The organism is Limosilactobacillus fastidiosus, from assembly GCF_014145505.1.
Taxonomy (GTDB): domain Bacteria; phylum Bacillota; class Bacilli; order Lactobacillales; family Lactobacillaceae; genus Limosilactobacillus; species Limosilactobacillus fastidiosus.
On record NZ_JACIUZ010000038.1, the window covers coordinates 1 to 23,944 of the forward strand.

At 40.4% G+C, this 23,944-nt stretch carries 22 protein-coding genes; 16 read left to right on the top strand and 6 right to left on the bottom strand.

What is annotated here, in order from left to right:
* Nucleotides 1-13: 13 nt before the first annotated feature.
* The 5 genes from H5R64_RS05485 to H5R64_RS05505 form a co-directional block, all read right to left on the bottom strand.
* Complete coding sequence (locus H5R64_RS05485; RefSeq protein ID WP_231797899.1) at nt 14-850, bottom strand: IS3 family transposase; 837 nt, start codon at nt 848-850, stop codon at nt 14-16.
* A gap of 5 nt (nt 851-855) precedes the next feature.
* Nucleotides 856-1,386 carry a helix-turn-helix domain-containing protein gene (locus H5R64_RS05490; protein ID WP_182581023.1) on the bottom strand — a complete coding sequence of 177 codons (531 nt, stop codon included), beginning with the start codon at nt 1,384-1,386 and terminating at the stop codon, nt 856-858.
* Between the two features lie 153 nt (nt 1,387-1,539).
* Nucleotides 1,540-2,781, bottom strand: coding sequence for a glutamate-5-semialdehyde dehydrogenase (locus H5R64_RS05495; RefSeq protein ID WP_182581022.1), 1,242 nt, complete (start codon nt 2,779-2,781; stop codon nt 1,540-1,542).
* A 160-nt stretch (nt 2,782-2,941) separates the two neighbouring features.
* Nucleotides 2,942-3,739 carry a glutamate 5-kinase gene (gene proB / locus H5R64_RS05500; protein WP_372456615.1) on the bottom strand — a complete coding sequence of 266 codons (798 nt, stop codon included), beginning with the start codon at nt 3,737-3,739 and terminating at the stop codon, nt 2,942-2,944.
* Nucleotides 3,740-3,960: 221 nt separating this feature from the next.
* On the bottom strand, nt 3,961-5,910 hold the full coding sequence (locus H5R64_RS05505; protein ID WP_182581020.1) for an ABC-F family ATP-binding cassette domain-containing protein: 1,950 nt from the start codon (nt 5,908-5,910) through the stop codon (nt 3,961-3,963).
* A gap of 261 nt (nt 5,911-6,171) precedes the next feature.
* Here H5R64_RS05505 and H5R64_RS05510 point away from each other — a divergent pair, with 261 nt between their 5' ends.
* The 6 genes from H5R64_RS05510 (at nt 6,172) to H5R64_RS05535 (ending at nt 13,165) form a co-directional block, all read left to right on the top strand.
* On the top strand, nt 6,172-6,828 hold the full coding sequence (locus H5R64_RS05510) for a redox-sensing transcriptional repressor Rex (protein ID WP_182581019.1): 657 nt from the start codon (nt 6,172-6,174) through the stop codon (nt 6,826-6,828).
* 184 nt (nt 6,829-7,012) lie between these two features.
* Nucleotides 7,013-7,297, top strand: coding sequence for a co-chaperone GroES (gene groES, locus H5R64_RS05515; RefSeq protein WP_182581018.1), 285 nt, complete (start codon nt 7,013-7,015; stop codon nt 7,295-7,297).
* A gap of 54 nt (nt 7,298-7,351) precedes the next feature.
* Nucleotides 7,352-8,977 (top strand): chaperonin GroEL, encoded by a 1,626-nt coding sequence (groL, locus tag H5R64_RS05520; protein WP_182581017.1) that lies wholly within the window; start codon nt 7,352-7,354, stop codon nt 8,975-8,977.
* 285 nt (nt 8,978-9,262) lie between these two features.
* Complete coding sequence (locus H5R64_RS05525) at nt 9,263-10,861, top strand: APC family permease (RefSeq protein ID WP_182581016.1); 1,599 nt, start codon at nt 9,263-9,265, stop codon at nt 10,859-10,861.
* Nucleotides 10,862-10,978: 117 nt separating this feature from the next.
* Nucleotides 10,979-12,817 (top strand): APC family permease, encoded by a 1,839-nt coding sequence (locus tag H5R64_RS05530; RefSeq protein WP_182583017.1) that lies wholly within the window; start codon nt 10,979-10,981, stop codon nt 12,815-12,817.
* An 87-nt stretch (nt 12,818-12,904) separates the two neighbouring features.
* Complete coding sequence (locus tag H5R64_RS05535) at nt 12,905-13,165, top strand: hypothetical protein (protein WP_182581014.1); 261 nt, start codon at nt 12,905-12,907, stop codon at nt 13,163-13,165.
* Here H5R64_RS05535 and H5R64_RS05540 read toward each other — a convergent pair.
* Entirely contained in the window at nt 13,162-13,803 is a 642-nt protein-coding gene (locus H5R64_RS05540; RefSeq protein WP_182581013.1) for a YigZ family protein, read from the bottom strand. The genes H5R64_RS05535 and H5R64_RS05540 overlap by 4 nt on opposite strands.
* A gap of 62 nt (nt 13,804-13,865) precedes the next feature.
* Between H5R64_RS05540 and H5R64_RS05545 the strand changes: the two genes are divergently transcribed.
* The 10 genes from H5R64_RS05545 to H5R64_RS05590 all read left to right on the top strand — a co-directional run bounded on the left by H5R64_RS05545 (nt 13,866) and on the right by H5R64_RS05590 (nt 23,881).
* On the top strand, nt 13,866-15,194 hold the full coding sequence (locus H5R64_RS05545; protein ID WP_182581012.1) for a DEAD/DEAH box helicase: 1,329 nt from the start codon (nt 13,866-13,868) through the stop codon (nt 15,192-15,194).
* Between the two features lie 157 nt (nt 15,195-15,351).
* Nucleotides 15,352-15,864, top strand: coding sequence for a ComF family protein (locus tag H5R64_RS05550; RefSeq protein ID WP_231797922.1), 513 nt, complete (start codon nt 15,352-15,354; stop codon nt 15,862-15,864).
* Between the two features lie 132 nt (nt 15,865-15,996).
* A complete protein-coding gene (gene hpf / locus H5R64_RS05555; RefSeq protein ID WP_182581010.1) occupies nt 15,997-16,539 on the top strand; it encodes a ribosome hibernation-promoting factor, HPF/YfiA family in 543 nt (180 codons plus the stop codon).
* A gap of 195 nt (nt 16,540-16,734) precedes the next feature.
* Nucleotides 16,735-19,098, top strand: coding sequence for a preprotein translocase subunit SecA (gene secA / locus H5R64_RS05560; protein ID WP_182581009.1), 2,364 nt, complete (start codon nt 16,735-16,737; stop codon nt 19,096-19,098).
* A gap of 90 nt (nt 19,099-19,188) precedes the next feature.
* Nucleotides 19,189-20,305 (top strand): peptide chain release factor 2 gene (gene prfB, locus H5R64_RS05565; protein WP_407657580.1). Its coding sequence is split into 2 segments (ribosomal slippage): nt 19,189-19,260 and nt 19,262-20,305, totalling 1,116 coding nucleotides; the frame shifts between segments, so codons are not numbered across the junction.
* Between the two features lie 58 nt (nt 20,306-20,363).
* A complete protein-coding gene (locus tag H5R64_RS05570; RefSeq protein WP_182581007.1) occupies nt 20,364-20,690 on the top strand; it encodes a PspC domain-containing protein in 327 nt (108 codons plus the stop codon).
* Complete coding sequence (locus tag H5R64_RS05575; protein ID WP_182581006.1) at nt 20,691-21,044, top strand: phage holin family protein; 354 nt, start codon at nt 20,691-20,693, stop codon at nt 21,042-21,044.
* 16 nt (nt 21,045-21,060) lie between these two features.
* On the top strand, nt 21,061-22,020 hold the full coding sequence (gene hprK / locus H5R64_RS05580) for an HPr(Ser) kinase/phosphatase (RefSeq protein WP_182581005.1): 960 nt from the start codon (nt 21,061-21,063) through the stop codon (nt 22,018-22,020).
* Nucleotides 22,013-22,834 carry a prolipoprotein diacylglyceryl transferase gene (gene lgt / locus H5R64_RS05585; protein ID WP_182581004.1) on the top strand — a complete coding sequence of 274 codons (822 nt, stop codon included), beginning with the start codon at nt 22,013-22,015 and terminating at the stop codon, nt 22,832-22,834. Before hprK ends, lgt begins: the two co-directional genes overlap by 8 nt.
* A 30-nt stretch (nt 22,835-22,864) precedes the next feature.
* Complete coding sequence (locus H5R64_RS05590) at nt 22,865-23,881, top strand: NAD(P)H-dependent glycerol-3-phosphate dehydrogenase (protein WP_182581003.1); 1,017 nt, start codon at nt 22,865-22,867, stop codon at nt 23,879-23,881.
* The last annotated feature ends 63 nt before the right edge of the window (nt 23,882-23,944 follow it).

Genomic DNA, 23,944 nt, shown 5'->3' on the forward strand with positions numbered 1-23,944 from the left:
ATTTTATTAAATCTTAATTAATGGATTGATTCCGATATTCGACCGGAGTCAATCCTTTCTTATTCAATGAAATTCGCTCGTAATTAAACCAAGAAACATAGTCTTGGACGATTTCACGTAATTGGTTGATCGATGAAATCTTTAACCGTTTTAAGCATTCGCGTTTCATTAGGTTAAAAAAGCTTTCTATTGGTGCATTATCTAGGCAATTTCCCTTCCGAGACATACTTTGAGTAAGATTAGCTTTAGCCAACTCATTTCGATAATACTGTAATTGATAATGCCAACCTTGATCGGAATGTATAATTGGCTGACTACCTGCTGGTAGTCGGGAGCTTAATTCTTGCAGTGTTTGTTCAATCAAAATTCGATTAGGACTAGCGGAAACCTGCGTTGCTAAGACTTCATTGCTGGCTTCATCAATAACTGCTGAAATATAGCCAAACTGATTATTGTCCAATTTTAGCTGCGTTATGTCGGTGTGCAGGACTCGGTAAACCTGTCGTTCATTGAACTTTTGCTTAAGAATATTAGGTGCTACACGCCCGAGCTGACCTCGATAAGAAGAATAATGGCTTCTTTTGCTATAAACACAAACCTTTAATCCTATCTGTTTCATCAGTTTACGTACTGTCTCTGGACTAATTGTATAGTTTAATTTCTTTAACTTGTAATAGATTCGACGATAACCGTATGTTTCCCGACTTTGGCGAAAAAGCTGTTTGATGACTTGTTTAATATGGCCGTATTTATCTGTTGCTTGGATTGCCTTTAACCGTTCATAGTATGTCGACCTTGGCATCTTAAAATAAGCCAGTAACTCCTTTAATGGATAGTCTGCCCTAAGCACTTGAATTACTGCTGCTTGTTCTTTTCTTCTTGCTGTCTTAGGGCATGCAATTTTTTTAAGATATCAATCTCCATTTTTTGATATGCAACCTTTGCTTTTAACTTTTCTATTTCCTGTTGATATTGTTTATCTTTAGTTACCCGTTCTTTATTACTCGTCGTATGTCTTTTCATAGCTTTTACAGTCCGGCCTTTTACCTTCGGTTGAAGGCCGGCAATCCCTTCTTTTTGGTATTTACCATACCATAAACTAACGAGTGATTTATTTAAACCAAAATGAGCAGCTACTTTTTCTACGCTTAAGTCATGAGTTTGGCAATAATTCAGGACTTGTAACTTAAATTTAACTGAATACCGTTTCTTGGTATGCTTAATCACTAAAGACTCAAAGCCGTGTTCTCTAACCAAATTAATCCAGTGCTGTGCGACTGTTTTATCCGCCATACCATATTTTTTGCATAGTTTATCTTGGCTTATTCCACCTTGTAAATATTCTTGAACAATTTTAATTTTGAATTGTGTTGAATACTTCGTCATATAAAAAACCACCCTAAAATTGTTAGATTTGTCTAACAATTTTAGGGCAGTTCAGTTTGGTATAAAAGCCGAGCTAGAGGCCTATTTATGTATTGCGTTGTTCGTATTTTAGCTGGGTAATAGTAATTATTTATGTCATAGTCCCATTTATTTTCATTTTCTAACTTGACCATTACCAGTAATTTCGTACTTAATAGTCGTTAATTGACTCAATCCCATTGGTCCACGGGCATGGAGTTTTTGGGTGCTGATACCAATTTCAGCACCGAAGCCAAACATTCCACCATCGGTAAAACGAGTAGAAGCATTAACGTAAACGCAAGCTGAGTCGATCTGTTCTTGGAATTTCTGACCCCTTTCTAGATTATCAGTAACGATCGTTTCAGAGTGGTGGGTACTGTGATCATTAATATGGGTAATTGCTTCGTCAAGACTATCGACAACTTTAACTGCCATGATGAGATCGTTGTATTCCGTGTCCCAGTCCTTTTTTGTAGCGGGGCTAATTTCTGGCATGATTTGACATGTAGTTTCGTCACCACGGAGATGGACACCGTGTTTAATTAATGCCTTTGCAATTACGGGAAGAAAGGTTGGTGCTACTTGACGGTGGATGAGGAGCTTTTCTGCTGCGTTGCAGACAGATGGTCGTTGGACTTTGGCATTCACGGTAATGGCAGTTGCCATATCAAGGTTGGCATCACGATCAACATAAACGTGGCAGTTACCAGCACCGGTTTCGATTACAGGAACAGTAGCAGTCTTAACAACCCGTTGAATTAAGCCACGCCCACCACGAGGGATCAAAACGTCAATATACCCGGTTAAATTCATCATTTCTTGGGCACTTTCATGGCTTGGATCAGAAACCATTTGAACAGCGTCTGCAGGAAGGTCAATTTGGATAAGGGCTTCACGAAGGATCTTAGTAATTGCTAAGTTTGTTTGAAGGGCCTCTTTACCACCACGGAGGATTACGGCATTTCCGCTCTTAAAGGTCAGTCCGGTGGCATCAGCAGTAACATTTGGCCGGGCTTCGAAAATAATTCCGATAACGCCGAGAGGCACTCGTCGTTGGATAATTTGCAGGCCATCAGCATTGAACCAGCCCCGATCAATCTCAGCGGTTGGGTCTGAAAGCTGGGCGATTGAACGAAGACCATTTGCCATATCGGTGATTCGCTGTTCATTTAACATTAAACGGTCAAGAAACTTTTTTGGCATTTCATTAGCGCTGGCTAAGTCTTGCTTGTTTGCTGTAAGGATTACCTGTTGGTTAGCAACTAATGCATCAGCCATAGAAAGCAATCCCTTATTTTTAGTTACGGTATCAAAGGATGCTAATTTGCGGGCGGCTGCTTTAGCTTGTTTACCAATTTGAGTAAGGTTTGTCATAAGTGTTCCTCCTTCATTGCTGTTGGTGATTCTAGGCAACATAGTCAAAACGTGCTCGGTGTGACCGCAATCTCCGCCTAACTATCCCGTCCTTAATTGAAAGCCAATCATCATCCGGGATTACTTAGTGCTCGATTGCTAGTTCGTCATGGCTCGCACTCTATTTTCCGAACCTTGTTCCTATTCTGTGGCCATCGAGGATTTGGAAAATAATTTTGGGATCTTGACCGTTACAAAGGATCATGTTTTGATTAGCTTCCATGATAGTAACAGCGGCGCGGAGTTTGGTGACCATTCCGCCGGTACCGAATTGGGTGCGAGTACCACTAGCGGCTTTTTCAAGTTTGGGTGTTATTTCTTTAACGTGACGGATAGGTTGGGCATCGGAAAATTTGTGAGGATCCCGGTCGTAAAAAGCATCGATATCGGAAAGAACGATTAAAAGGTCTGCCTTAATCTTAGTGGCAACCTGTGCAGAAAGTTCGTCATTATCACTAAATGTCGTGTGATGATCCAGCTCATCAACGGAAACGGGGTCGTTTTCATTAATGATCGGGACAACCGAATCACCAAGTAAGGTTTCAATTGTATTGAGGGTGTGTTGACGACTGACGGGGTATTCCAGTACATCGCGAGTCAATAGGATTTGAGCAACCTTAGTTTGGTAGTCCAAGAAACGTTGGGAATAGATCCGCATGAGTTCAGTCTGGCCAATTGAAGCGAGTGCCTGCTGTTGAGCAATTTCTGCTGGACGTTTTGTCAGGCCAAGACTAGCAAGACCGACACCAATCGCACCGGAAGATACCAGAACCATTTCGTATCCCTGGTGGTTCAACGTTGCGAGGGTATAGGCAAGGCGATCAATTGTCTGCAGGTTAACCTGGCCATTAGGGTAGATAAGACTACTTGTCCCGATTTTAACAACGATTCGCTGATGTTGACTTCCCATATTAACCATCCTTTCTAGACAAAAAGCATGCCTAAGTCGAGGCACCAGTTACGGCGTTACCATCCTCGTTCAAAGACATGCTTTACTCTTTTACAAAATATTATTTACGTGTTGATTAAATAATGATTAGGATTCGGAACTTTGTTGGTGGCTTACAGCCGATGACCACCATTCTCTGGACTGTCCTACTTAGATCATTGGTTGAAGTTTACTTTTTTCACCATTAAAAGTCAACTGTTTTCTTGATCAAACTTTTCCAATTCTTCTGCGGCACTCGTCCATTCTAATTCGACATCCTCAGATTGAGTAGTGAATTTATCTAGTTTTTTTTGTAAATCAGAGAGTTTACCGATATCCGTAGCAATTTCTGGTTGACTCATCTGTTCTTTGATCGCCTCTTGTTTTTCCTCCAAGACGGTCATTTCCTCTTCTAATTTATCAACCCGTCGTTGGAGTTTTCGCCGAGCACGCTGCGTTTCCTTGCTTTGCTGGTAGGATTGTTGTGCACTCGATTTTTTAGGTTTGGTTGTTGTGGTTTGGGATTCGTCCTGATTAGCGTTAGTAGCTTTTTCTTTATTCACGGCTTCAAGGTAATTATCATAGTTTCCTTCATAATGTTTGATCCCGAGAGCATTCATATCGAGGACATCAGTGGCAACTTGATTAATGAAGTACCGGTCGTGGGAAATGAAAAGGACCGTTCCATTAAATTCATTGATCGCGTTCTCCAAGACCTCCCGACTATCAATATCCAGGTGATTTGTTGGTTCATCAAGAATCAAAAAGTTAATCGGCTTGAAGGAAAGCTTGGTTAATTCAAGTCGGGCCTTTTCACCACCAGAAAGATCATGAACTAACTTGTAAACATCGTCACCAACAAAGAGAAAACTTCCCAGGAGGGAACGAATATCTTTTTCTGCAATGTTCGGGTGATCATCCCAAACTTCGTTTAAGACTGACTTTTCAGGATGAAGTTGTTGCTGTTCCTGATCATAGTAACCAATCTGAAGGTTAGCGCCCAACTTGATAGTGCCACTAACTAACGGGATCCGGTCGAGAATTGATTTCAACAAGGTCGACTTTCCAATTCCATTCGGACCAATGATACCAATTCGTTGAGGCTTACGGACCGTGAATGATAATGGACCAGCAAGCTTTTGATCATTATAACCAACGACAGCTTTTTCAACATCAAGGACTTCGTTTCCACTATCTTTTTCACTATAAAAACGGAAGTGGATGGATTTATCGTCAGTTTCAGGTCGTTCTAGCCTTTCCATTTTTTCTAATTGTTTTCGCCGTGCCTGCGCTCGTTTAGTAGTAGAAGCACGGACAATATTCCGGTTAACAAAGTCCTCAAGCTTACTGATCTTCTTTTGCTGTTGTTCGTAATGTTTCCATTCAGCAGTTAACCATTCTTGCTTATGTTCCATAAACTGAGTGTAATTTCCGGTATAGTGACGAAGCGTATGATTATCGAGATCGTAAATATCGGACACCACCCGATCAAGAAAATACCGGTCATGGGAAACGACAAGAAGAGCACCTTGGTAACTTTTAAGGTAATCTTCGAGCCAAGCAAGAACGTTCATATCCAGGTGGTTTGTCGGTTCATCAAGGATTAAAAGATCAGGAGATTGAAGAAGAATCTTGGCCAAAGCCAGCTTAGTTTTTTGACCACCAGAAAGGGAGTTAATGGCGGTTTGGTAGTCATCTTCTTCGAAACCAAAGCCCTTGAGAATTCCTCGCATTCGGGATTCATATTCGTAGCCACCACGCTTTTTAAAGTCAGCCTGAAGCTGTGAGTACTTTTCCGTTGTTAGTTGAAATTTTCTTGTTGAAGGATCAAGTGAGGCCAACTGATCTTCTAACTGGTGAATTTGTTTTTCCATTTTGTGAAGAGGGGCAAAAACTAGATCGAGTTCTGCCCAAATTGTATTTTGACTATCTAGACCTTGATCCTGGGCTAAGTAACCAATGGTAAGATCCTTACTTTTGGCAATTGTTCCTTCGTCCGGACTAGTTATTCCTGCGATCATTTTTAAAAGTGTTGTTTTCCCGGCTCCATTTCGACCAACAAGGGCAGTTCGACCGTGTTCTTGAATTTGTAAGTTGACGTCATGAAAAAGGACATCGGCGCCAAATCGACGCATGACATTATTGGCTTGCAAAAGAATCATTTTGTTTACCTCGTTCTTAAAAGTTATACTCTTCTATTATACGCTGGTTAATCTTGATTTCACCCGAGACGGAGCATAAATAACATTTAGTATCGCTCAAACAAAAAAGTTTTAAAAAGAATTTTGTTTGAGCGTTCACAATTAGAGAGTTTATTGCTAGAATAATAGGGGAATTGAATTTCACAAGCTAACAAAATTGAGCAAAGATCGTAAGCTCACTACTGTTAAATAAAATTAAAATTACAGGAGGAATAGTATAAAATGGCGACTAAGAAAATTCCTAAGGCAACGGCAAAACGATTGCCAATTTATTACCGTTACCTTAGTGTGTTATTGAGTGCGAATAAGCGACGTGTTTCATCGACTGAACTTTCCGAAGCAGTTCAAGTTGACTCTGCTACAATTCGTCGTGATTTTTCATATTTTGGTGAACTAGGGAAGCGGGGTTACGGTTATGATGTTGAAAGTCTGCTGAATTTCTTTAAAGGGATCTTGAATCAGGATACCCTAACGAATGTTGCTCTGGTTGGTGTTGGTTCATTAGGAAGCGCGCTCCTTAATTATAATTTCCACCAAGATACTAACTTACGGATTAGTGCGGCATTTGATACCAAGCCAGAATTAGCTAACACCGTTAAGAGTGGGATTCCAATCTACCCAGCAAGCGAGATGCAAAAGCAAATTAAGGAACAACAAATTGACGCTGTAATTCTTACCGTTCCTAGTTCTACTTCCCAAAAGGTTGCGGATCAATTAGTTGGTGTTGGAGTTAAGGGAATTTTGAACTTTACCCCTGTTCGCCTTTCTGTACCAAAAAATGTTCAGGTTCAAAATATCGATTTAACAAATGAACTCCAAACCCTGATTTACTTTATTAAGAACTACGCTGAAAATAATCAGGATAAAGAGAAAGAGTAATTAAGAAGTCTGTTGACGCGTTTATCAAATAGTAGTCAACGGACTTTTTTGTTTATCTATTTTGCTGCCAAACATATTTGTTGCAATCGGTCACAAAAATGTTATAGTAGAAAGTGTAATTAGCACTTGGAATGCGAGAGTGCTAATTTTAAACTATGAGATTTATCAATTTGGAGGGATTAACGTGTTAAAACCATTAGGAGATCGTGTTCTTCTTAAAGCAGAAACAGAAGAAGAAAAGACTGTCGGTGGCATTGTTCTTGCTTCAAACGTTAAGGAAAAGCCAACAACCGGTAAGGTAATTGCTGTAGGTGCTGGTCGGACTTTAGATAATGGTGAGAAGCTTGCACCAGCTGTTAAGGAAGGCGATCGTGTCCTCTTTGATAAGTATGCTGGAAATGAAGTTGAATATGACGGTGAAAAGTACCTCGTTGTTCATGAAAAGGATCTTGTAGCTATCGTTGAATAGTTAACGGTTCTTTGGTAATGACAGTATTGATATTAAATTTGAGGTGAATAAAATATGGCAAAAGAAATTAAGTTTTCCGAAGATGCACGGAGCGCAATGCTCAGTGGTGTTGATAAGTTAGCTGATACAGTTAAGACCACTATGGGACCGAAGGGACGTAACGTTGTTCTTGAACAAAGCTATGGTAACCCAACTATTACTAACGATGGTGTTACAATCGCTAAGAGCATCGAATTGGAAAACCCATTTGAAAACATGGGTGCTAAGTTAGTTTCAGAAGTTGCTTCTAAGACTAATGATATTGCTGGTGACGGTACTACTACTGCTACTGTTTTAACCCAAGCAATTGTTAACGCTGGAATGAAGAACGTTACTTCTGGTGCTAATCCAGTTGGTATTCGTCGCGGGATTGATAAGGCTACTGAAGCTGCCGTTGAAGCATTGAAGAAGATGTCCCATGAAGTTAAGACTAAGGATGACATTGCACAAATTGCTTCAATTTCAGCTGCTAATCCAGAAGTTGGTAAGTTGATTGCTGACGCAATGGAAAAGGTTGGTAACGATGGGGTTATTACCATCGAAGACTCTCGTGGTGTTGACACCAGTGTTGATGTTGTTGAAGGGATGAGCTTTGATCGGGGTTACATGTCACAATACATGGTAACTGATAACGACAAGATGGAAGCTGATCTTGATAACCCATATATTTTGATTACTGATAAGAAGATTAGTAATATCCAAGACATTTTGCCATTACTTCAATCAGTTGTTCAAGAAGGTCGGGCACTCTTAATCATCGCTGATGACATTACTGGTGAAGCATTGCCAACTCTTGTTTTGAACAAGATTCGTGGTACCTTTAACGTTGTTGCCGTTAAGGCTCCAGGCTTTGGTGATCGTCGTAAGGCTCAATTACAAGATATCGCTGTATTAACCGGTGGTACTGTAATTTCCGATGACTTAGGAATGAGTCTGAAGGATGCTACTGTTGACCAACTTGGTCAAGCTAATAAAGTAACAGTTACTAAGGATAACACTACCATTGTTGATGGTAAGGGCTCCAAGGAAGCTATTGCTGAACGGGTTGATCAAATCAAGCAGGCTATCAACAAGGCAACTTCTGACTTTGATAAGGAAAAACTTCAAGAACGTCTTGCAAAGCTTTCTGGTGGGGTTGCAGTTGTTAAGGTTGGTGCCGCAACTGAAACTGAATTGAAGGAAAAGAAGTACCGGATTGAAGATGCCTTAAACGCTACCCGTGCTGCCGTTCAAGAAGGATTCGTTCCTGGTGGTGGTACTGCCCTTGTAAACGTTCTACCAGCATTGGATGAAATTAAGGCAACTGGTGATGAAGCTACTGGTGTTAACATTGTTAAGAATGCTTTGGAAGCACCTGTTCGTCAAATTGCTGAAAACGCCGGTGTTGAAGGCTCAGTTATTGTTAACCAATTGAAGAGTGAAAAGCCGGGAATTGGTTACAACGCTGCTGATGGTAAGTTTGAAGACATGGTTAAGGCCGGAATTGTTGACCCAACTAAGGTTACCCGTTCTGCCCTTCAAAACGCTGCATCAGTATCAGCATTGTTGTTGACCACTGAAGCAGTCGTAGCCGATAAACCAGATACAAAGGATCAAACCCCAGCTCCTCAACCAGGAGCCGGAATGGGCGGTATGATGTAATTTAATTCCTCTAATATAATATAGCTAATAATGGTAGCACTTAATAATGCAATATGGGCATTGTTGAGTGCTACTTTTTAATTGCTGGAAGCCGACAAAAAGCTGTGATCTTTTCGTATTCAAAAATATTATGACAGAATCATCTTGTTAGGGGATTATCAAAACAAAATAACTTAGAAAACCTTTGGGAGAATTTATCGTTTCGGTAAGCAAAGTGCTAAAGTTAATGTTAAGATTAATTATCTATTTAAAAATATAATTAAACGAAAAATAGAGGGAGAAAGAATGGAGAAGTTAAAACAACATAAAATTACCCTATTTTCCGGTGTGATGTTAGCACTGAACTCACTGATTGGGTCAGGATGGTTGTTCGGAGCTGGAACTGCGGCTAAAGTTGCTGGACCTGCTGCGATTATTTCGTGGATTATTGGAGCAGTCATTATTATCAGTATTGCTCTTACATACGTTGAATTAGGGGCGATGTTTCCCGAAAGTGGGGGAATGAGTAGGTATGCCCAATATAGTCATGGTCCATTATTAGGATTCATAGCGGCATGGGCAAACTGGATCTCTTTAATTACCCTTGTACCAATGGAAGCGGTGGCCTCCGTTCAATACATGAGTTCATGGCCGTGGGCATGGGCAAATTGGACTCATCATTTTATTAGCGGGGGTAACGTTACATCGCTAGGGATGCTCGTTGTCTTTTTATTTATGGTAATTTTCACCCTAATTAATTTTTGGTCAGTGAAATTAATGACTCGGTTTACGAACTTAATTTCGGTCTTTAAGATCCTACTGCCAACATTAACAGTAATAATGCTAATTATTAGTGGCTTTCATGCGACAAACTTCGGGCATAATGTCCAGACATTTATGCCATATGGTAGTCGGTCAATTTTCGAGGCAGCCGCTGTTTCAGGAATTATTATGTCTTATGATGCTTTTCAAACTATCATTAATATGGGAGGCGAAATGGTTAACCCCCACAAAAATATTGTGCGCGGAGTTTTAATTTCAATGCTAATTACGGCAGCAATTTATATTATGCTCCAGGTTGCTTTTATTGGAGCAATTTCTCCTGCTTCATTAGCAAAGAACGGTTGGCATGGGGTTAATTTTGCATCCCCATTTGCTGATATTGCAATTTTACTGAACCTGAATTGGTTAGCAATCTTACTGTACATGGATGCCTTTGTTTCACCATTTGGAACTGGGGTGGCATTTGTTGCAACGGCTTCTCGAGCATTAGCTGCAATGACTCACACGGGGCATTTGCCGAAATGGCTTGGTCGGATTGAACGTCGCTATATGATTCCTCGATTTGCGATGGTTGCTGATTTAATTTTAGCAACGATTTTAGTCAATGTATTTCGAAACTGGAGCTTGTTAGCTACGGTGATTACGGGCTCAACGTTAATTGCCTATTTGACCGGTCCGGTAACGGTAATTTCTTTACGGAAGATGGCACCTAGCCTAGAGCGACCATTCGCCCCTCGCTATATGAGGTGGTTGGCACCGTTTGCCTTTGTCGTTACTGGGTTAGCTATCTACTGGACAATGTGGCCGACAACCGTTCAGGTGATTTTAGTAATTGTTTTGGGGTTACCAATTTACCTTTATTACGAATGGCGTTACCAGAAGACTAATTGGCACCAGCAATTAAAAAATTCTGCTTGGTTAATTTGCTACATGATTTTTATTTCCGTAATTTCTTATATAGGGAGTAAGGGCTTTGGTGGTCAAAACTTGGTTCCATATCCCTTTGACTTTGTTATAATTATTGTTGTTTCATTGCTCTTTTATTGCTGGGCAATCCACAGCCGAATGTCTCAAGTTGACCCAGTAGCTGAAAAAGTTAATAATCGACTTAAAGAAAAGTAAGTGGTGAAATAATGACAGCTTTTTTTGCAATTGAAAACAAACTGGAATAATTGTATTATTGTTCAGTTATCCAAAATCGCTTAAATGATTATATTCCATAAATATTGGGAGGATAGTATGTGGCGTTATATTAAACGGGTTTTAATCGGAAAACCTCTAAAAACTTTGGATGAGGGTCAGACCCACCTAACTAAATTTAAGGCACTTGCGATGCTATCGTCGGATGCAATTTCGTCAGTTGCTTATGGTCCAGAGCAGATTACGACTGTCTTAGTAACCTTATCTGCACTGGCAATGTGGTACTCAATCCCTATTGCAGCGATTGTATTGCTGTTACTGCTAGCAATTACTCTTTCCTACCAACAAATTATTCATGCCTACCCAAGTGGTGGAGGTGCTTATGTTGTGGCTACCCGAAACTGGGGAAGTAATGGTGGTTTGTTTGCTGGGGGATCACTTCTGGTTGACTACATGTTAACTGTAGCAGTTTCGACAACGTCTGGTGTGGAGGCCATCACCTCTGCAATTCCAGCGCTTTACCGGTTCTCCGTCCCCATTGCAATTATTATTGTTTTATTAATTATGTTTATGAACTTGCGGGGAATGAGTGAGAGTGCTAATTTCCTGACGGTTCCAGTTTACTTCTTCGTGATCATGATTACTGTAATGATCCTTTGGGGTGCCTATAATATTGCTACTGGACAGGTTCACTACCAAGCACCAGCTGATTACGGGACCCCAGTTACGGGGATGACATTTGTACTGTTTGTTCGGGCGTTCTCAGCTGGTTCATCTTCATTGACTGGTGTTGAAGCGGTAAGTAATGCTGTGCCAAACTTCAATAAACCAAAGGAAAAGAATGCTTCTGTTACCCTAGCAATCATGAGTACAATTTTGGCAATCTTCTTCATTGCTATTATCTTCTACGGCTTCTACTTTGGAATTGTGCCCGACAAACGGACTACGGTTCTTTCACAAATTGGTCTTGCCGTATTTGGCGGTCATGGGGTTGGCTTTTACCTTCTTCAATTGTCAACGGCTATGATTCTTGCTGTTGCCGCTAATACCGGATTCTCGGCTTTCCCAATCTTAGCTTTTAACATGGCTAAGGATAAGTATATGCCCCATGCATTTATGGATCGTGGGGATCGCCTAGGTTACTCCAACGGAATTATTGCTTTGGCTGTGGGCGCGATCATTTTGATTCTTATCTTCCATGGTCAAACAAATATGTTGATTCCACTTTATGCTGTGGGTGTCTTTGTTCCATTTACTCTTTCTCAATCAGGGATGATTATTCACTGGTTCCGTGAACGAGAGGGCTTCTGGCCAGGGAAGGCATTCATCAATTTTATTGGTGCATTAATTTCTCTTGCGCTGGTAATTGCATTGTTCTGGCAACACTTTGGTAATGTTTGGCCATACTTAATTATCATGCCATTGTTACTTTACATGTTCCATGCAATTCATCGACACTACATTAAAGTAGCTAAGCAATTACGGGTTGCTGAAAAGACAAAGGTACAGTTACATGACTATGATGGAGCAACCGTGATTGTCTTAGTTGGTAATGTTACCCGAGTTACTCGGGGGGCAATTAATTATGCTCGTTCAATCGGTGACTACGTGATTGCTATGCATGTTTCCTTTGATGAAAATCCAGGGAAGGAGCATAAGACAGCTAATGAATTTAAGGCTGAATTCCCCGATGTTCGTTTTGTTGATATTCACTCGTCATACCGGTCAATTGCTAAACCAACATTACGGTTTGTGGATGTGATTGCTAAACGAGCGGCTGCCCGGAACTACTCAACCACTGTTTTAGTCCCTCAATTTATTCCTAAGCACCCATGGCAACTGGCTCTTCATAATCAGACTAGTGTCCGGCTACGGACTGTTCTTAATTCTCGTCAGAATATTGTTGTTGCTAGTTATAATTACCACCTGCATGAATAAAGAAAAGTGGAAATAGTTTTACATCTAGTTATTTCATGTTAGATGTTTGAAATAACCCGGGAAATAACCTTAAAATAGGAGGACAATGTGAAAAAGGGAAACATTGTTTTTGGGCTACTATTTGCCATTAGCTTATTTTTGATTGGTGGTTTTAGTTTAGATCAGTTTGGCTTTCATTCTGATTTAATTGGAATAGTTGGAACACTACTTTTAATTATGGCTTATCTTGGCCTGAATTGGACAAAGTTAAAAAGTGGTGATCACCGAACAAGAGTGACCACCACATGGGTTGTTGCTTTACTGATTATTGTTATTATATTAAACATAATCGAAGTTACTTTAGCTTAATTAGTTGAGTAAGGAATCTCGTGATCGCGCGAGGTTCCTTTTTTGATCGTCAATTGACCATTGAAACGATTGGTTAATTCTTTTATGAAGCTATCGAGTTTTGCTTCATCAACATATATATTAGTTTGGACGGTAGCACTAAATTGCTCACCGGCCAAACTAATTCCCTGCTCGTCTAAGTAGTGGAGGAGGGAATCATGTTGAGAGTAATTGACAGTAATTTCAAGGACAGCCTGCTTAATTCGTTGAACTAATCCTGCCTTGTGGATGGCATTGGTTGCAGAATTGCTGTAAGCCCGAATTAATCCTCCAGCACCAAGTTTAATTCCACCAAAGTAACGGGTCACCACAGCAACAACATTATGGATCTTTGCCAATTTTAGTGATTCTAAAATGGGAACGCCGGCAGTGCCGCTGGGTTCACCATTATCACTCTCTCGCTGGACTTGATCACGATCACCAATCATGTATGCATAACAATTATGAGTGGCTTTTCGATTTTCAGTATTAACTTGTTCAATAAATTGCTGAGCTTCATTTTCTGTGGAGACACGAGCAATTGAACAAATAAAACGTGATTTTTTAATTACCATCTCGTTGCTAGTATTTTTAGAGATAGTAAGAAATGGTTCTGACATTTTATTACTCCTTTAGTGCATTTTTACTTTTCTTCCGTATTGATTAAGTAGGGGGGTGAAAAATGAAAATTAGTGAACTTTACGGACGACGGGTATTATTTCCACAGAGCGATAATTTTTCGATTAGTAATCCGCAAATTCAAGTTTTACCGACAATGAAGATCACTGAAACAAGCGTTACTTGTTTAAGGTGCGGTTCGGTAATGAGTAAGAGGTTTGTAGCCCTTCCTAATCACCACTATTATTGTCCTCAATGCGTTACGTTGGGGCGAGTATCGACTCTTGATAAATTTTACCATGTTCAAGAGCCAAATCAATTTGAAACGCCAGAGCGAGTTTTAACCTGGGAGGGGAAACTATCGGAATTACAAGCAGCAACATCAGCTGTAATCAAAGAACGAATGAATCAGCATTGTCGTCAGTTGCTTTGGGCTGTAACTGGGGCCGGAAAAACAGAAATGATCTTTGCTGGGATTGAAGCTGCATTAAAGCGGGGTGAACGAGTGGCCATTGCTTCGCCACGGGTTGATGTCTGTTTAGAATTGTATCCACGCTTGCAGGCAGCTTTTGCCAATTTTCCGATTGCCTTACTTCACGGAAGGGAACCTCAACGATACCAGTATCGTCAATTGACAATCTGCACAACTCATCAGCTTCTTCGCTTTTATCGGGCTTTTGATAATTTGATTGTCGATGAGGTTGATTCTTTTCCGTATGCGGCTAACCAGGCCCTCTTATATGCAACCGAACAGGCGATTAAAGAGGAGGGGGGATTGTTATTTATGACCGCAACTCCGGGAAAAAAGCTGATTCAACAAATTCATAATAAAAAGCTCATGGTAAGCTATCTTCCGCTTCGTTATCATGGTAATTTACTTCCTCAAATAAAATTGTATTTGGCATTCAATTGGCGTAAAGGACTTGTTAAAAAGCACTTGCCTACTAGTTTACTTCGTGAAATAAGAAATACGTTGAATAATCATTATCGTTGTTTATTATTTGTCCCCCATATTGCGGATCTTCACCCGGTATTTCTAAGTTTGCAGCACACTTTGCCTGATAAAAAATTCACAACGGTTCATGCGGCTGATCCACACCGCTTAGAGAAAGTTCAAGCAATGCGAGACGGAAAATACAATTTTTTGATTACTACTTCGATCTTAGAACGCGGGGTGACATTTCCGGAAATTGATGTATTTGTCTTAGGGGCTGATGATCAGATTTTTTCATCATCTGCGTTAGTACAGATTGCAGGACGCGTTGGTCGTTCGGTAAGCCGACCGACTGGTAAAGTGATGTTTTGGGTTAATTCTTATAGTCGGTGTGTTCGCGAAGCTCAACGACAAATTATGTATATGAACGGGAAAGGGCGAAAATTATTACATGATTAATTGCTTGCTTTGTAATTGTCAATTAACCCAAAAACTGACAATTAGTAATATCATTTTTCCTGGACCACTTAAGCAACCGATTATTTGTTCGGGATGTTTTCAAAAGTTTATTCGGTATTCTTCAGAGGGTAGTTGCCGCGGTTGTGGACGTAAAGAAATGAATGAATTGTGTGACGACTGCCAAAAATGGCGACGACATTATGGGTGGTACTTGGAGCATTACCCACTTTTTTACTATAACCAGGCGATGAAAGATTTTATGCAAAAGTACAAGTTTCAGGGACAGTACCATTTAAGAGGTATTTTTTATGAAACGATCAAAGAGGCCATTGCTCGCATCAAGTATGATATTTTAATTCCGATTCCGGTTACTAAAAATACACTGCTCACCCGTGGCTATAACCAGGTAACTGGGATGTTAGGGGATATTCCGTATACTGAATTAATAATTCATCAAAATCATCAAAAGGTTGCTCAGTCGAAAAAAGATCGTCAGTCGCGTTTACAAACCAAACAACCATTTTTGCTTAAGCAAGGGGTGAGTCTCCAAGGTAAAACAATTCTTTTAGTTGATGATATTTATACAACGGGACGGACATTATACCATGCAGCAACTCTTTGTTATGAACATGGTAGCAAGCGCGTCCAAAGCTTGTCTCTCGCTCGTTAAGAAAATCTAAATTTTCTCCTGATTTGTTTGTTAAATAGTATTAACTACACTATAATATAATTAAGGATATGAGAAGAGTGGTCCTTCTGATACCAGATCAAGCAATTGCTTGAACTGAAAGGAGAAATTACTATGTTAAAGTTCAATATTCGTGGTGAAAACATTGAAGTAACTGACTCAATTCGTGACTATGTAGTAAAGCGGATTAACAAGTTACAAAAGTTCTTCGATGATAATGTAGAAGCAACTGCCCATGTGAACTTAAAAGTTTATCCTAACCGTACTTACAAGGTAGAAGTTACTATTCCATTACCATACCTTACATTACGGGCTGAAGAAACTTCTAACGACATGTACGGTAGTGTTGACCTTGTTACCGATAAGCTTGAACGACAAATCCGGAAGTACAAGACCAAGGTTAACCGTAAGTCACGTGAAAAAGGCTTTAAGAACTTAGAATTTGTTCCAACCGATGATGATACTGAGAGCCAAAATGACTTAAAGATTGTACGAACAAAGCAAATCTCACTCAAACCAATGGATCCTGAAGAAGCGGTTCTTCAAATGGACATGCTTGGACATGACTTTTTCGTTTTCCAAGACGCTGAAACTGATGGAACTAGCATTGTTTACCGTCGTAAAGATGGTCGCTACGGTTTGATCGAAGCTGAATAAATAGAAATCAAAGAGGCAGGAATTAATCCAGCCTCTTTCTTAATTTTAAAACTATTTTCATTTGAGCCGTAACGAATTCGCACTCCAGTCCGAAACGTGGTAAACTATTAAGGTTAGAATACAAATTAAAATTGGCTTGAGTAGTTGCAATTTCTCAAGTCAAAATAAAAAACGTTAATTAGGAAGGACGCTTTTATGGCTAACATTCTAAAAAAATGGATTGAAAGCGATCGTCGTGAATTAAGGCGGATTAATAAGATCGCAAATAAAGTTGAAAAATATGCTAAGCCAATGGCATCGCTGTCAGATGATGAGCTAAAAGCGAAGACCGATGAATTTCGTGCACGTTATAAGAAGGGCGAAGATCTTGACCACATGTTACCAGAAGCATTTGCGGTTGCGCGTGAAGGAGCAAAACGTGTCTTGGGCCTTTACCCGTTCCACGTTCAAATTATGGGGGGAATTGTTCTTCACGAAGGTAATATTGCTGAAATGAAGACTGGTGAAGGTAAAACTTTAACGGCCACAATGCCGGTTTACCTTAATGCAATTAGTGGTAAGGGTGTTCATGTTATCACGGTTAACGAATACCTATCAAAGCGTGATGCTACAGAAATGGGTCAACTTTATAATTGGCTAGGTTGTAGTGTTGGGGTTAATAATTCAGAGATGTCACCAGATCAAAAGCGTGAAGCATATAAGGCTGATATTATGTACTCCACGAACAGTGAGATTGGGTTCGACTACCTTCGTGATAACATGGCCGTTTATAAGGAAGACCAAGTTCAACGAGGACTGAATTATGCCTTGGTTGATGAGGTCGATTCAATTTTGATCGATGAAGCGCGGACCCCATTGATCATTTCTGGTCCAGGTACTGGCACCTCAAAGCTTTATAAGCAAACTGATCGTTTTGTTAAGACTTTGAAAAATGAGGTTGACTACAAGGTTGATCTTGAGTCCAAAACAGTTGCCTTGACTGATGAAGGGATCCAAAAGGCTGAGAAGTACTTCAACTTAAAGAACCTTTATGATCCAGAAAATACCGCATTGACCCATCACTTGGATCAGGCTTTACGGGCTAACTACATTATGATCTTGGATAAGGACTACGTGGTTTCCGATGGTGAAGTCTTGATTGTTGATTCATTTACTGGACGGGTAATGCAAGGACGACGGTTCTCTGATGGCCTTCACCAAGCGATTGAAGCTAAGGAAGGTGTTCAGATTCAAGAAGAAAACAAGACCATGGCTAACATCACCTACCAGAACTTATTCCGGATGTACAATAAACTTGCGGGAATGACTGGGACTGCCAAAACAGAACAGGAAGAATTTCGTGAGATTTACAATATGGAAACCATCACGATTCCAACAAACCGTCCTGTTCAACGGAAAGACGAGCCTGACTTACTTTACCCAACATTAAAGAGCAAGTTCGCGGCCGTTGTTAAGCGGATTAAGAGCCTACACGAAAAAGGTCAACCAATTTTGGTCGGTACCGTTGCCGTTGAAACCTCTGAATATCTTTCTCACTTGTTAGATCAAGAACATATTCCTCATGTTGTCTTGAATGCGAAAAACCATGCTAAGGAAGCTGACATTATAAAAAATGCAGGTCAACGTGGTGCTGTTACAATTGCGACAAACATGGCCGGACGGGGAACAGATATTAAGCTTGGCCCTGGTGTTCGGGAATTAGGTGGTTTAGCCGTTATTGGGACTGAACGCCATGAATCACGCCGGATTGATAACCAGCTTCGGGGACGGTCTGGTCGTCAAGGTGATCCGGGACTTTCACAATTCTACCTTTCCCTTGAAGATGACTTGATGAAACGGTTCGGTGGTGACCGGATCAAGGCTTTCTTGGAACGACTGAAGGTTGACGATGATGATGCGGTGATCAAGAGTCGTTTCTTGACCCACCAAGTTGAGTCAGCACAGAAACGGGTTGAGGGGAATAACTACGATTCCCGGAAGAACGTTCTTCAATATGATGATGTTATGCGTGAACAACGGGAGATCATCTATAAGGAACGACAAGAAATTATTACTGAAGATAAGTCATTAAAGTGGGCTCTTATGCCAATCTTTAGGCGAACTATTCAACGAGAAGTCGAACAACATACCCTGGGGGATCGCAAGGACTGGGATCTTAAAGGAATTGTTGATTTTGCTGAAGAAGTAATTGTTAAGCCAGATACAATTAGTGTTTCTGATTTAGTGAATAAGTCACCACGGGAAATGGTTGATTTCTTAATGGGATACGCTAAGCAGATTTACAAAGATAAACAAAAACAACTTTATGATCCAGCACAAATGCTCGAATTTGAGAAGGTTGTTCTTTTACGGGTAGTTGACTCCCACTGGACTGATCATATCGATGTGATGGATCAATTCCGTCAATCAGTTGGCCTTCGTGGTTATGGTCAATTGAATCCGCTTGTTGAATATCAAACTGCTGGTTACCATATGTTTGAACAAATGGTTGCGGATATCGAATACGAAACTACTCGACTTTTCATGAAGTCACAAATTCGTCAAAACGTTACCCGTTAAATAAAATATTAATAACTATCAAGGTACGGTAGCAGGTGGCCCTAGAGCGGTACCTGTTACCGTTTTGATTTAATAAATGGAGGAATCATTTTGGAACTTAGTGAAGCAAAGAAAAAAGTAGAAGCAATGCAGCAAGAAGTTGCCCGCTTCGGGAGGTCTCTTTGACCTGGATGCGTTAGATGAAAGTATTGCGGAAAATGAACAAAAGATGACCGAACCTGGCTTTTGGGACGATAATGTTGCTGCGCAGAAAGTGATTAATGCTAATAATGAACTCAAGGATAAACGGGATACTTTCGTTAAATTACGGGATAATATCAGTAACTTACAAACGTCGATCGAATTACTTGAACTTGAACCTGATCCCGATCTCCAAAGTGAGCTTGAGAGCTCATTTATAGAAACCCAGAAGGAACTCGAACAATACCGACTTAACCAGTTACTTGATGGTGAATATGACGCTAGCAATGCAATTTTGGAAATTCACCCGGGTGCTGGAGGAACAGAAGCACAAGATTGGGGGGCAATGCTCCTCAGAATGTATATTCGTTGGGGTGAACAACACGGCTTTAAAGTTGAAACTGCTAGTTATGAAGCTGGAGATGAGGCTGGAATTAAGAGCGTTACCTTATTAATTAAGGGGCACAATGCTTTTGGCTACCTTCGAAGTGAAAAAGGAGTTCATCGTCTTGTCCGCATTTCACCATTTGACGCAGCAGGACGCCGACATACTTCTTTTGCTTCGGTTGATGTAATGCCGGAACTCGATGAGAGTGTGAGCATTGATATTGACCCTTCAGATCTCCGGGTTGATACTTTCCGTTCTAGCGGAGCTGGTGGTCAGCATATTAACAAAACTGAATCTGCAGTGCGGATTACTCATATTCCAACTGGAATTGTTACTTCATCTCAGGCAGAACGGTCCCAATTGCAAAATCGGGTTACGGCGATGAATATGTTAAAATCCAAACTGTATGAATTAGAAGAAGAGAAGAAGGCTAAAAAACGGGCAGAAATTGAGGGAGAACAACTTGAAATTGGTTGGGGGTCTCAAATTCGCTCGTATGTGTTTCACCCGTATACTTTGGTGAAGGATAATCGAAGTGGTCATGAAACCCATAATGGACAAGCAGTGATGGACGGTGACTTAGACCCGTTCATTAACGCCTATCTTCAGTGGAAGCTCAGTCAAAAAAATCCTCAGTAAATCTAATTGCAGTTACTGGGAAAACACAGTAAGATTAAGCTATTAGGAGGGATGAAGTATGTCAAAAAAGTTAACCCGATCTTATGATGATCGCTGGCTTGCTGGAGTCTTGAGTGGTTTAGCTAAGTATTTTAATACCAATCCAATTTACTTCCGGATCGCATACATTTTGTTTACCGTAATTACAGGAATTTTTCCTGGAGTCATTGTATACATTGTGTTGTGGGCAATTATTCCGCCAGATCCAGCACATCCCGGAATTGCTGGTTTGTTTAATGCATTCTCTGAATTAACGTCTACGTCACAAAAGACAAGGAATTCACGGGGACGGCGCCAATTAACAGATGTCGAAGAAAAAGATATTAAGAAGAACGGACGGTCATAGATGGAATTTATCAAGCGTGTAATAATAGATACGGTTCTCTTTATTGCATTAGCCGGACTCTTTTCAAATACTGGGATGTTTTATGTCAATAGCGTTGGAGTTGCTTTGCTCGCAAGCCTTGTCTTAGCAGTATTAAATGTTTTAGTAAAGCCAATCCTATTGATACTATCGCTGCCCGTTAATGTGCTTACCTTAGGATTGTTTAGTATTGTGATTAACGCCTTGATGCTACAATTAACGTCATTTTTTGTTGGCTCGTTTTATTTTCACTTCTCATCCTTTGGCTCGGCAATGTTGATTGCAATTATTATGTCAATTTGTAATGTGGTTATTTCTGATCACATTAATAATTAGTGAAGGAGTGAAAAATTTGGCAGATCATGTTACCGTAAAAGAACTTGTTGATAATGTTCGTTTAAAAATTTTGCAAGGAGAGGAATACCTCCAACGCCCAATTACTACTAGTGATATTTCACGACCAGCCCTTGAATTTGCTGGCTACTTTAAGCATTATCCTGCGATGCGGATCCAATTATTAGGAATTACCGAAACATCCTTTGCAAAGGACTTAACCCATGAGAAACGGGAGAAGTACTTAACGAAAATGTGTGCACCGCAAACGCCATGTTTTGTTATCTCAACCAACTTACCGATCCCTGAAGAATTACAGGTCGCTGCAAAGAATGCTAAAATTCCTATTCTGGGTACGCACTTAACTTCTTCCCAGATCTTAAGTAACATGACATCTTATCTCCTAGGACGATTAGCACCCCGTCAATCACTTCACGGAGTTCTCGTGGATATTAACGGAGTTGGAGTATTAATTACTGGTGATTCGGGAGTCGGAAAGAGTGAAACTGCTCTTGAACTAGTACGGCGGGGACACCGCTTAGTTGCTGATGATCGGGTTGAGGTTTATGCCCGAGATGAACAAACCCTTGTTGGGACTGCACCAGCAATTTTGAAGCACTTAATGGAAATTCGGGGAATCGGAATTATTGATGTTTCAACCCTTTATGGTACTGGAGCAATTATGCCGAGTGATGTTATAAACCTAATTGTTCACTTGGAAACTTGGACACCAGACGTTCAGTTTGATCGCTTAGGCGATCGTGGCGATACCCAAACTATCCAAGGGGTAATTATTCCCAAGGTTTCTGTACCGGTTAAGACTGGACGAAATCTTGCAATTATCATTGAATCGGCCGCAATGAACTACCGTGCCGAAACAATGGGTTATGATGCAACCAAGACCTTTGATGATAATCTAAATAGGTTAATCAAGCAAAACTCTGCACGTGATACAAAGGAAAAGCAAGATAATGATTAATTTAGGTTTGACTACTCTGGCACTTAATCCAATCGCTTTTAATTTTGGTCCTATCCAGGTTCACTGGTATGGGATTATCATTGCTACTGGAGTTGTTCTTGCATTGATTTTGTCAGTTCGTGAAGGCCGACGACGGGGAATTGATGAAGACTACTTTTATGATTACCTTTTATGGGCATTACCGGTGGCAATCATTTGTGCACGTTTTTATTATGTTGCCTTTCAATGGCCATACTATTCTCAACATCCAGGAGAAATCATTGCAATCTGGGATGGTGGAATTGCCATCTATGGAGCAATTATTGGTGGAGTCTTAACTCTTTACTTTTTCTGCCGAGCTCGGCAAATTTCAATGTGGACGATGATGGACGTAATTTCCCCAACACTAATTATGGCCCAAGGGATTGGCCGCTGGGGCAACTTTATGAATCAGGAAGCTTTCGGTACAATTACAACTCGAGCCGCTTTGGTTAGTCAACATATTCCAGAATGGATTATTAATCAAATGTACATTGGAAACCACTATCGGGTACCAACATTCTTGTATGAATCCTTATGGGATTTAACCGGGTTTGTATTATTACTTCTGTTACGTCACCGTCGTCACTTGTTTAAACGGGGCGAAGTTTTCTTGACTTATGTGATGTGGTATTCATTTGGTCGATTTTTTATTGAAGGAATGCGGACAGATAGCTTAATGATTGGAAGCGTGATTCGAGTATCACAAGTACTATCATTAATCCTTTTCGTTGTGGCAGTAATTATCTTAATTGCTAGACGGCAACGGACAGGTCTTCCGTGGTATGTAAATTAATAATTTTATTTGTTATAAAGGAGAATGACTATGGCTGAACAAATTGCAGTTTTAGGAGCAGGTTCATGGGGAAGTACGCTAGCGAATATGCTAGTGGAAAATGGCCATAATGTTAAATTGTGGTCCCGTAATCAGGAACAAGTTGATCAATTGAATAATGAACACCTTAATCCCCACTATATGAAGGATTTTGTTTATTCCGATAAGTTAGTGGCAACTTCAGATATGGAGGAAGCTGTTAAGAATGCTGAAATTATTTTAATTGTTATCCCAACAAAGGGAATTCGACAGGTGGCAAGTCAACTTAATACAATTTTAGAAAAGAATCATCAGCGGCCACTAATCGTTCATGCAACTAAAGGACTAGAGCAAAATACATATAAGCGCCCCTCAGAGATGTTAATGGAGGAAATAAATGAAGAGAACCGTCAAGATATTGTAGTTCTCTCTGGGCCAAGCCATGCTGAAGATGTTGCAATTAAGGATATGACTGCTGTCACTGCTGCTTGTACTAACCTAAATGCTGCTTCACGGATTCAGAAAGTTTTCAGTAATAATTACTTCCGTGTTTACACTAACAATGACGTGATTGGTGCAGAATTTGGAGCGGCCTTAAAGAACATCATTGCAATCGGTGCGGGTGCTCTTCAGGGCCTTGGCTACCATGACAATGCCCGAGCTGCTTTGATTACTCGGGGACTAGCTGAAATTCGTCGCCTTGGTGTAGCATTTGGTGCTAACCCAATGACTTTTATTGGCTTGTCAGGGGTTGGTGATCTTGTCGTAACTGCAACTAGTAAGAACTCACGGAATTGGCGGGCTGGTTACCAGTTAGGTCAAGGAAGAAAACTTGATGATGTAATAAAACATATGGGAATGGTGATTGAAGGAGTATATACTGCTAAGGCCGCCCATGAATTAAGCTTAAAACGGCAAGTTAAGATGCCGATCACCGATGCATTATACCGTGTTCTTTATGAGGGAGAGGACATTAAGAATGCAATTTCTCAACTAATGAGTCGAGATCTTACTTCAGAAATTGAATAATTATGGTAAAATGCTTACAGTAGAGATTGGGAATCAAAATTCTCGTGGAAAGGGTTTATTATT

Coding starts and splice junctions, on each gene's coding strand:
- H5R64_RS05490 (WP_182581023.1), bottom strand. CDS start 1,386: ATGACGAAGTATTCAACACAATTCAAAATTAAAATTGTTCAAGAATAT.
- H5R64_RS05495 (WP_182581022.1), bottom strand. CDS start 2,781: ATGACAAACCTTACTCAAATTGGTAAACAAGCTAAAGCAGCCGCCCGC.
- proB (WP_372456615.1), bottom strand. CDS start 3,739: ATGGTTAATATGGGAAGTCAACATCAGCGAATCGTTGTTAAAATCGGG.
- H5R64_RS05505 (WP_182581020.1), bottom strand. CDS start 5,910: ATGATTCTTTTGCAAGCCAATAATGTCATGCGTCGATTTGGCGCCGAT.
- H5R64_RS05510 (WP_182581019.1), top strand. CDS start 6,172: ATGGCGACTAAGAAAATTCCTAAGGCAACGGCAAAACGATTGCCAATT.
- groL (WP_182581017.1), top strand. CDS start 7,352: ATGGCAAAAGAAATTAAGTTTTCCGAAGATGCACGGAGCGCAATGCTC.
- H5R64_RS05525 (WP_182581016.1), top strand. CDS start 9,263: ATGGAGAAGTTAAAACAACATAAAATTACCCTATTTTCCGGTGTGATG.
- H5R64_RS05530 (WP_182583017.1), top strand. CDS start 10,979: ATGTGGCGTTATATTAAACGGGTTTTAATCGGAAAACCTCTAAAAACT.
- H5R64_RS05540 (WP_182581013.1), bottom strand. CDS start 13,803: ATGTCAGAACCATTTCTTACTATCTCTAAAAATACTAGCAACGAGATG.
- H5R64_RS05545 (WP_182581012.1), top strand. CDS start 13,866: ATGAAAATTAGTGAACTTTACGGACGACGGGTATTATTTCCACAGAGC.
- H5R64_RS05550 (WP_231797922.1), top strand. CDS start 15,352: ATGAATGAATTGTGTGACGACTGCCAAAAATGGCGACGACATTATGGG.
- hpf (WP_182581010.1), top strand. CDS start 15,997: ATGTTAAAGTTCAATATTCGTGGTGAAAACATTGAAGTAACTGACTCA.
- secA (WP_182581009.1), top strand. CDS start 16,735: ATGGCTAACATTCTAAAAAAATGGATTGAAAGCGATCGTCGTGAATTA.
- H5R64_RS05570 (WP_182581007.1), top strand. CDS start 20,364: ATGTCAAAAAAGTTAACCCGATCTTATGATGATCGCTGGCTTGCTGGA.
- H5R64_RS05575 (WP_182581006.1), top strand. CDS start 20,691: ATGGAATTTATCAAGCGTGTAATAATAGATACGGTTCTCTTTATTGCA.
- lgt (WP_182581004.1), top strand. CDS start 22,013: ATGATTAATTTAGGTTTGACTACTCTGGCACTTAATCCAATCGCTTTT.
- H5R64_RS05590 (WP_182581003.1), top strand. CDS start 22,865: ATGGCTGAACAAATTGCAGTTTTAGGAGCAGGTTCATGGGGAAGTACG.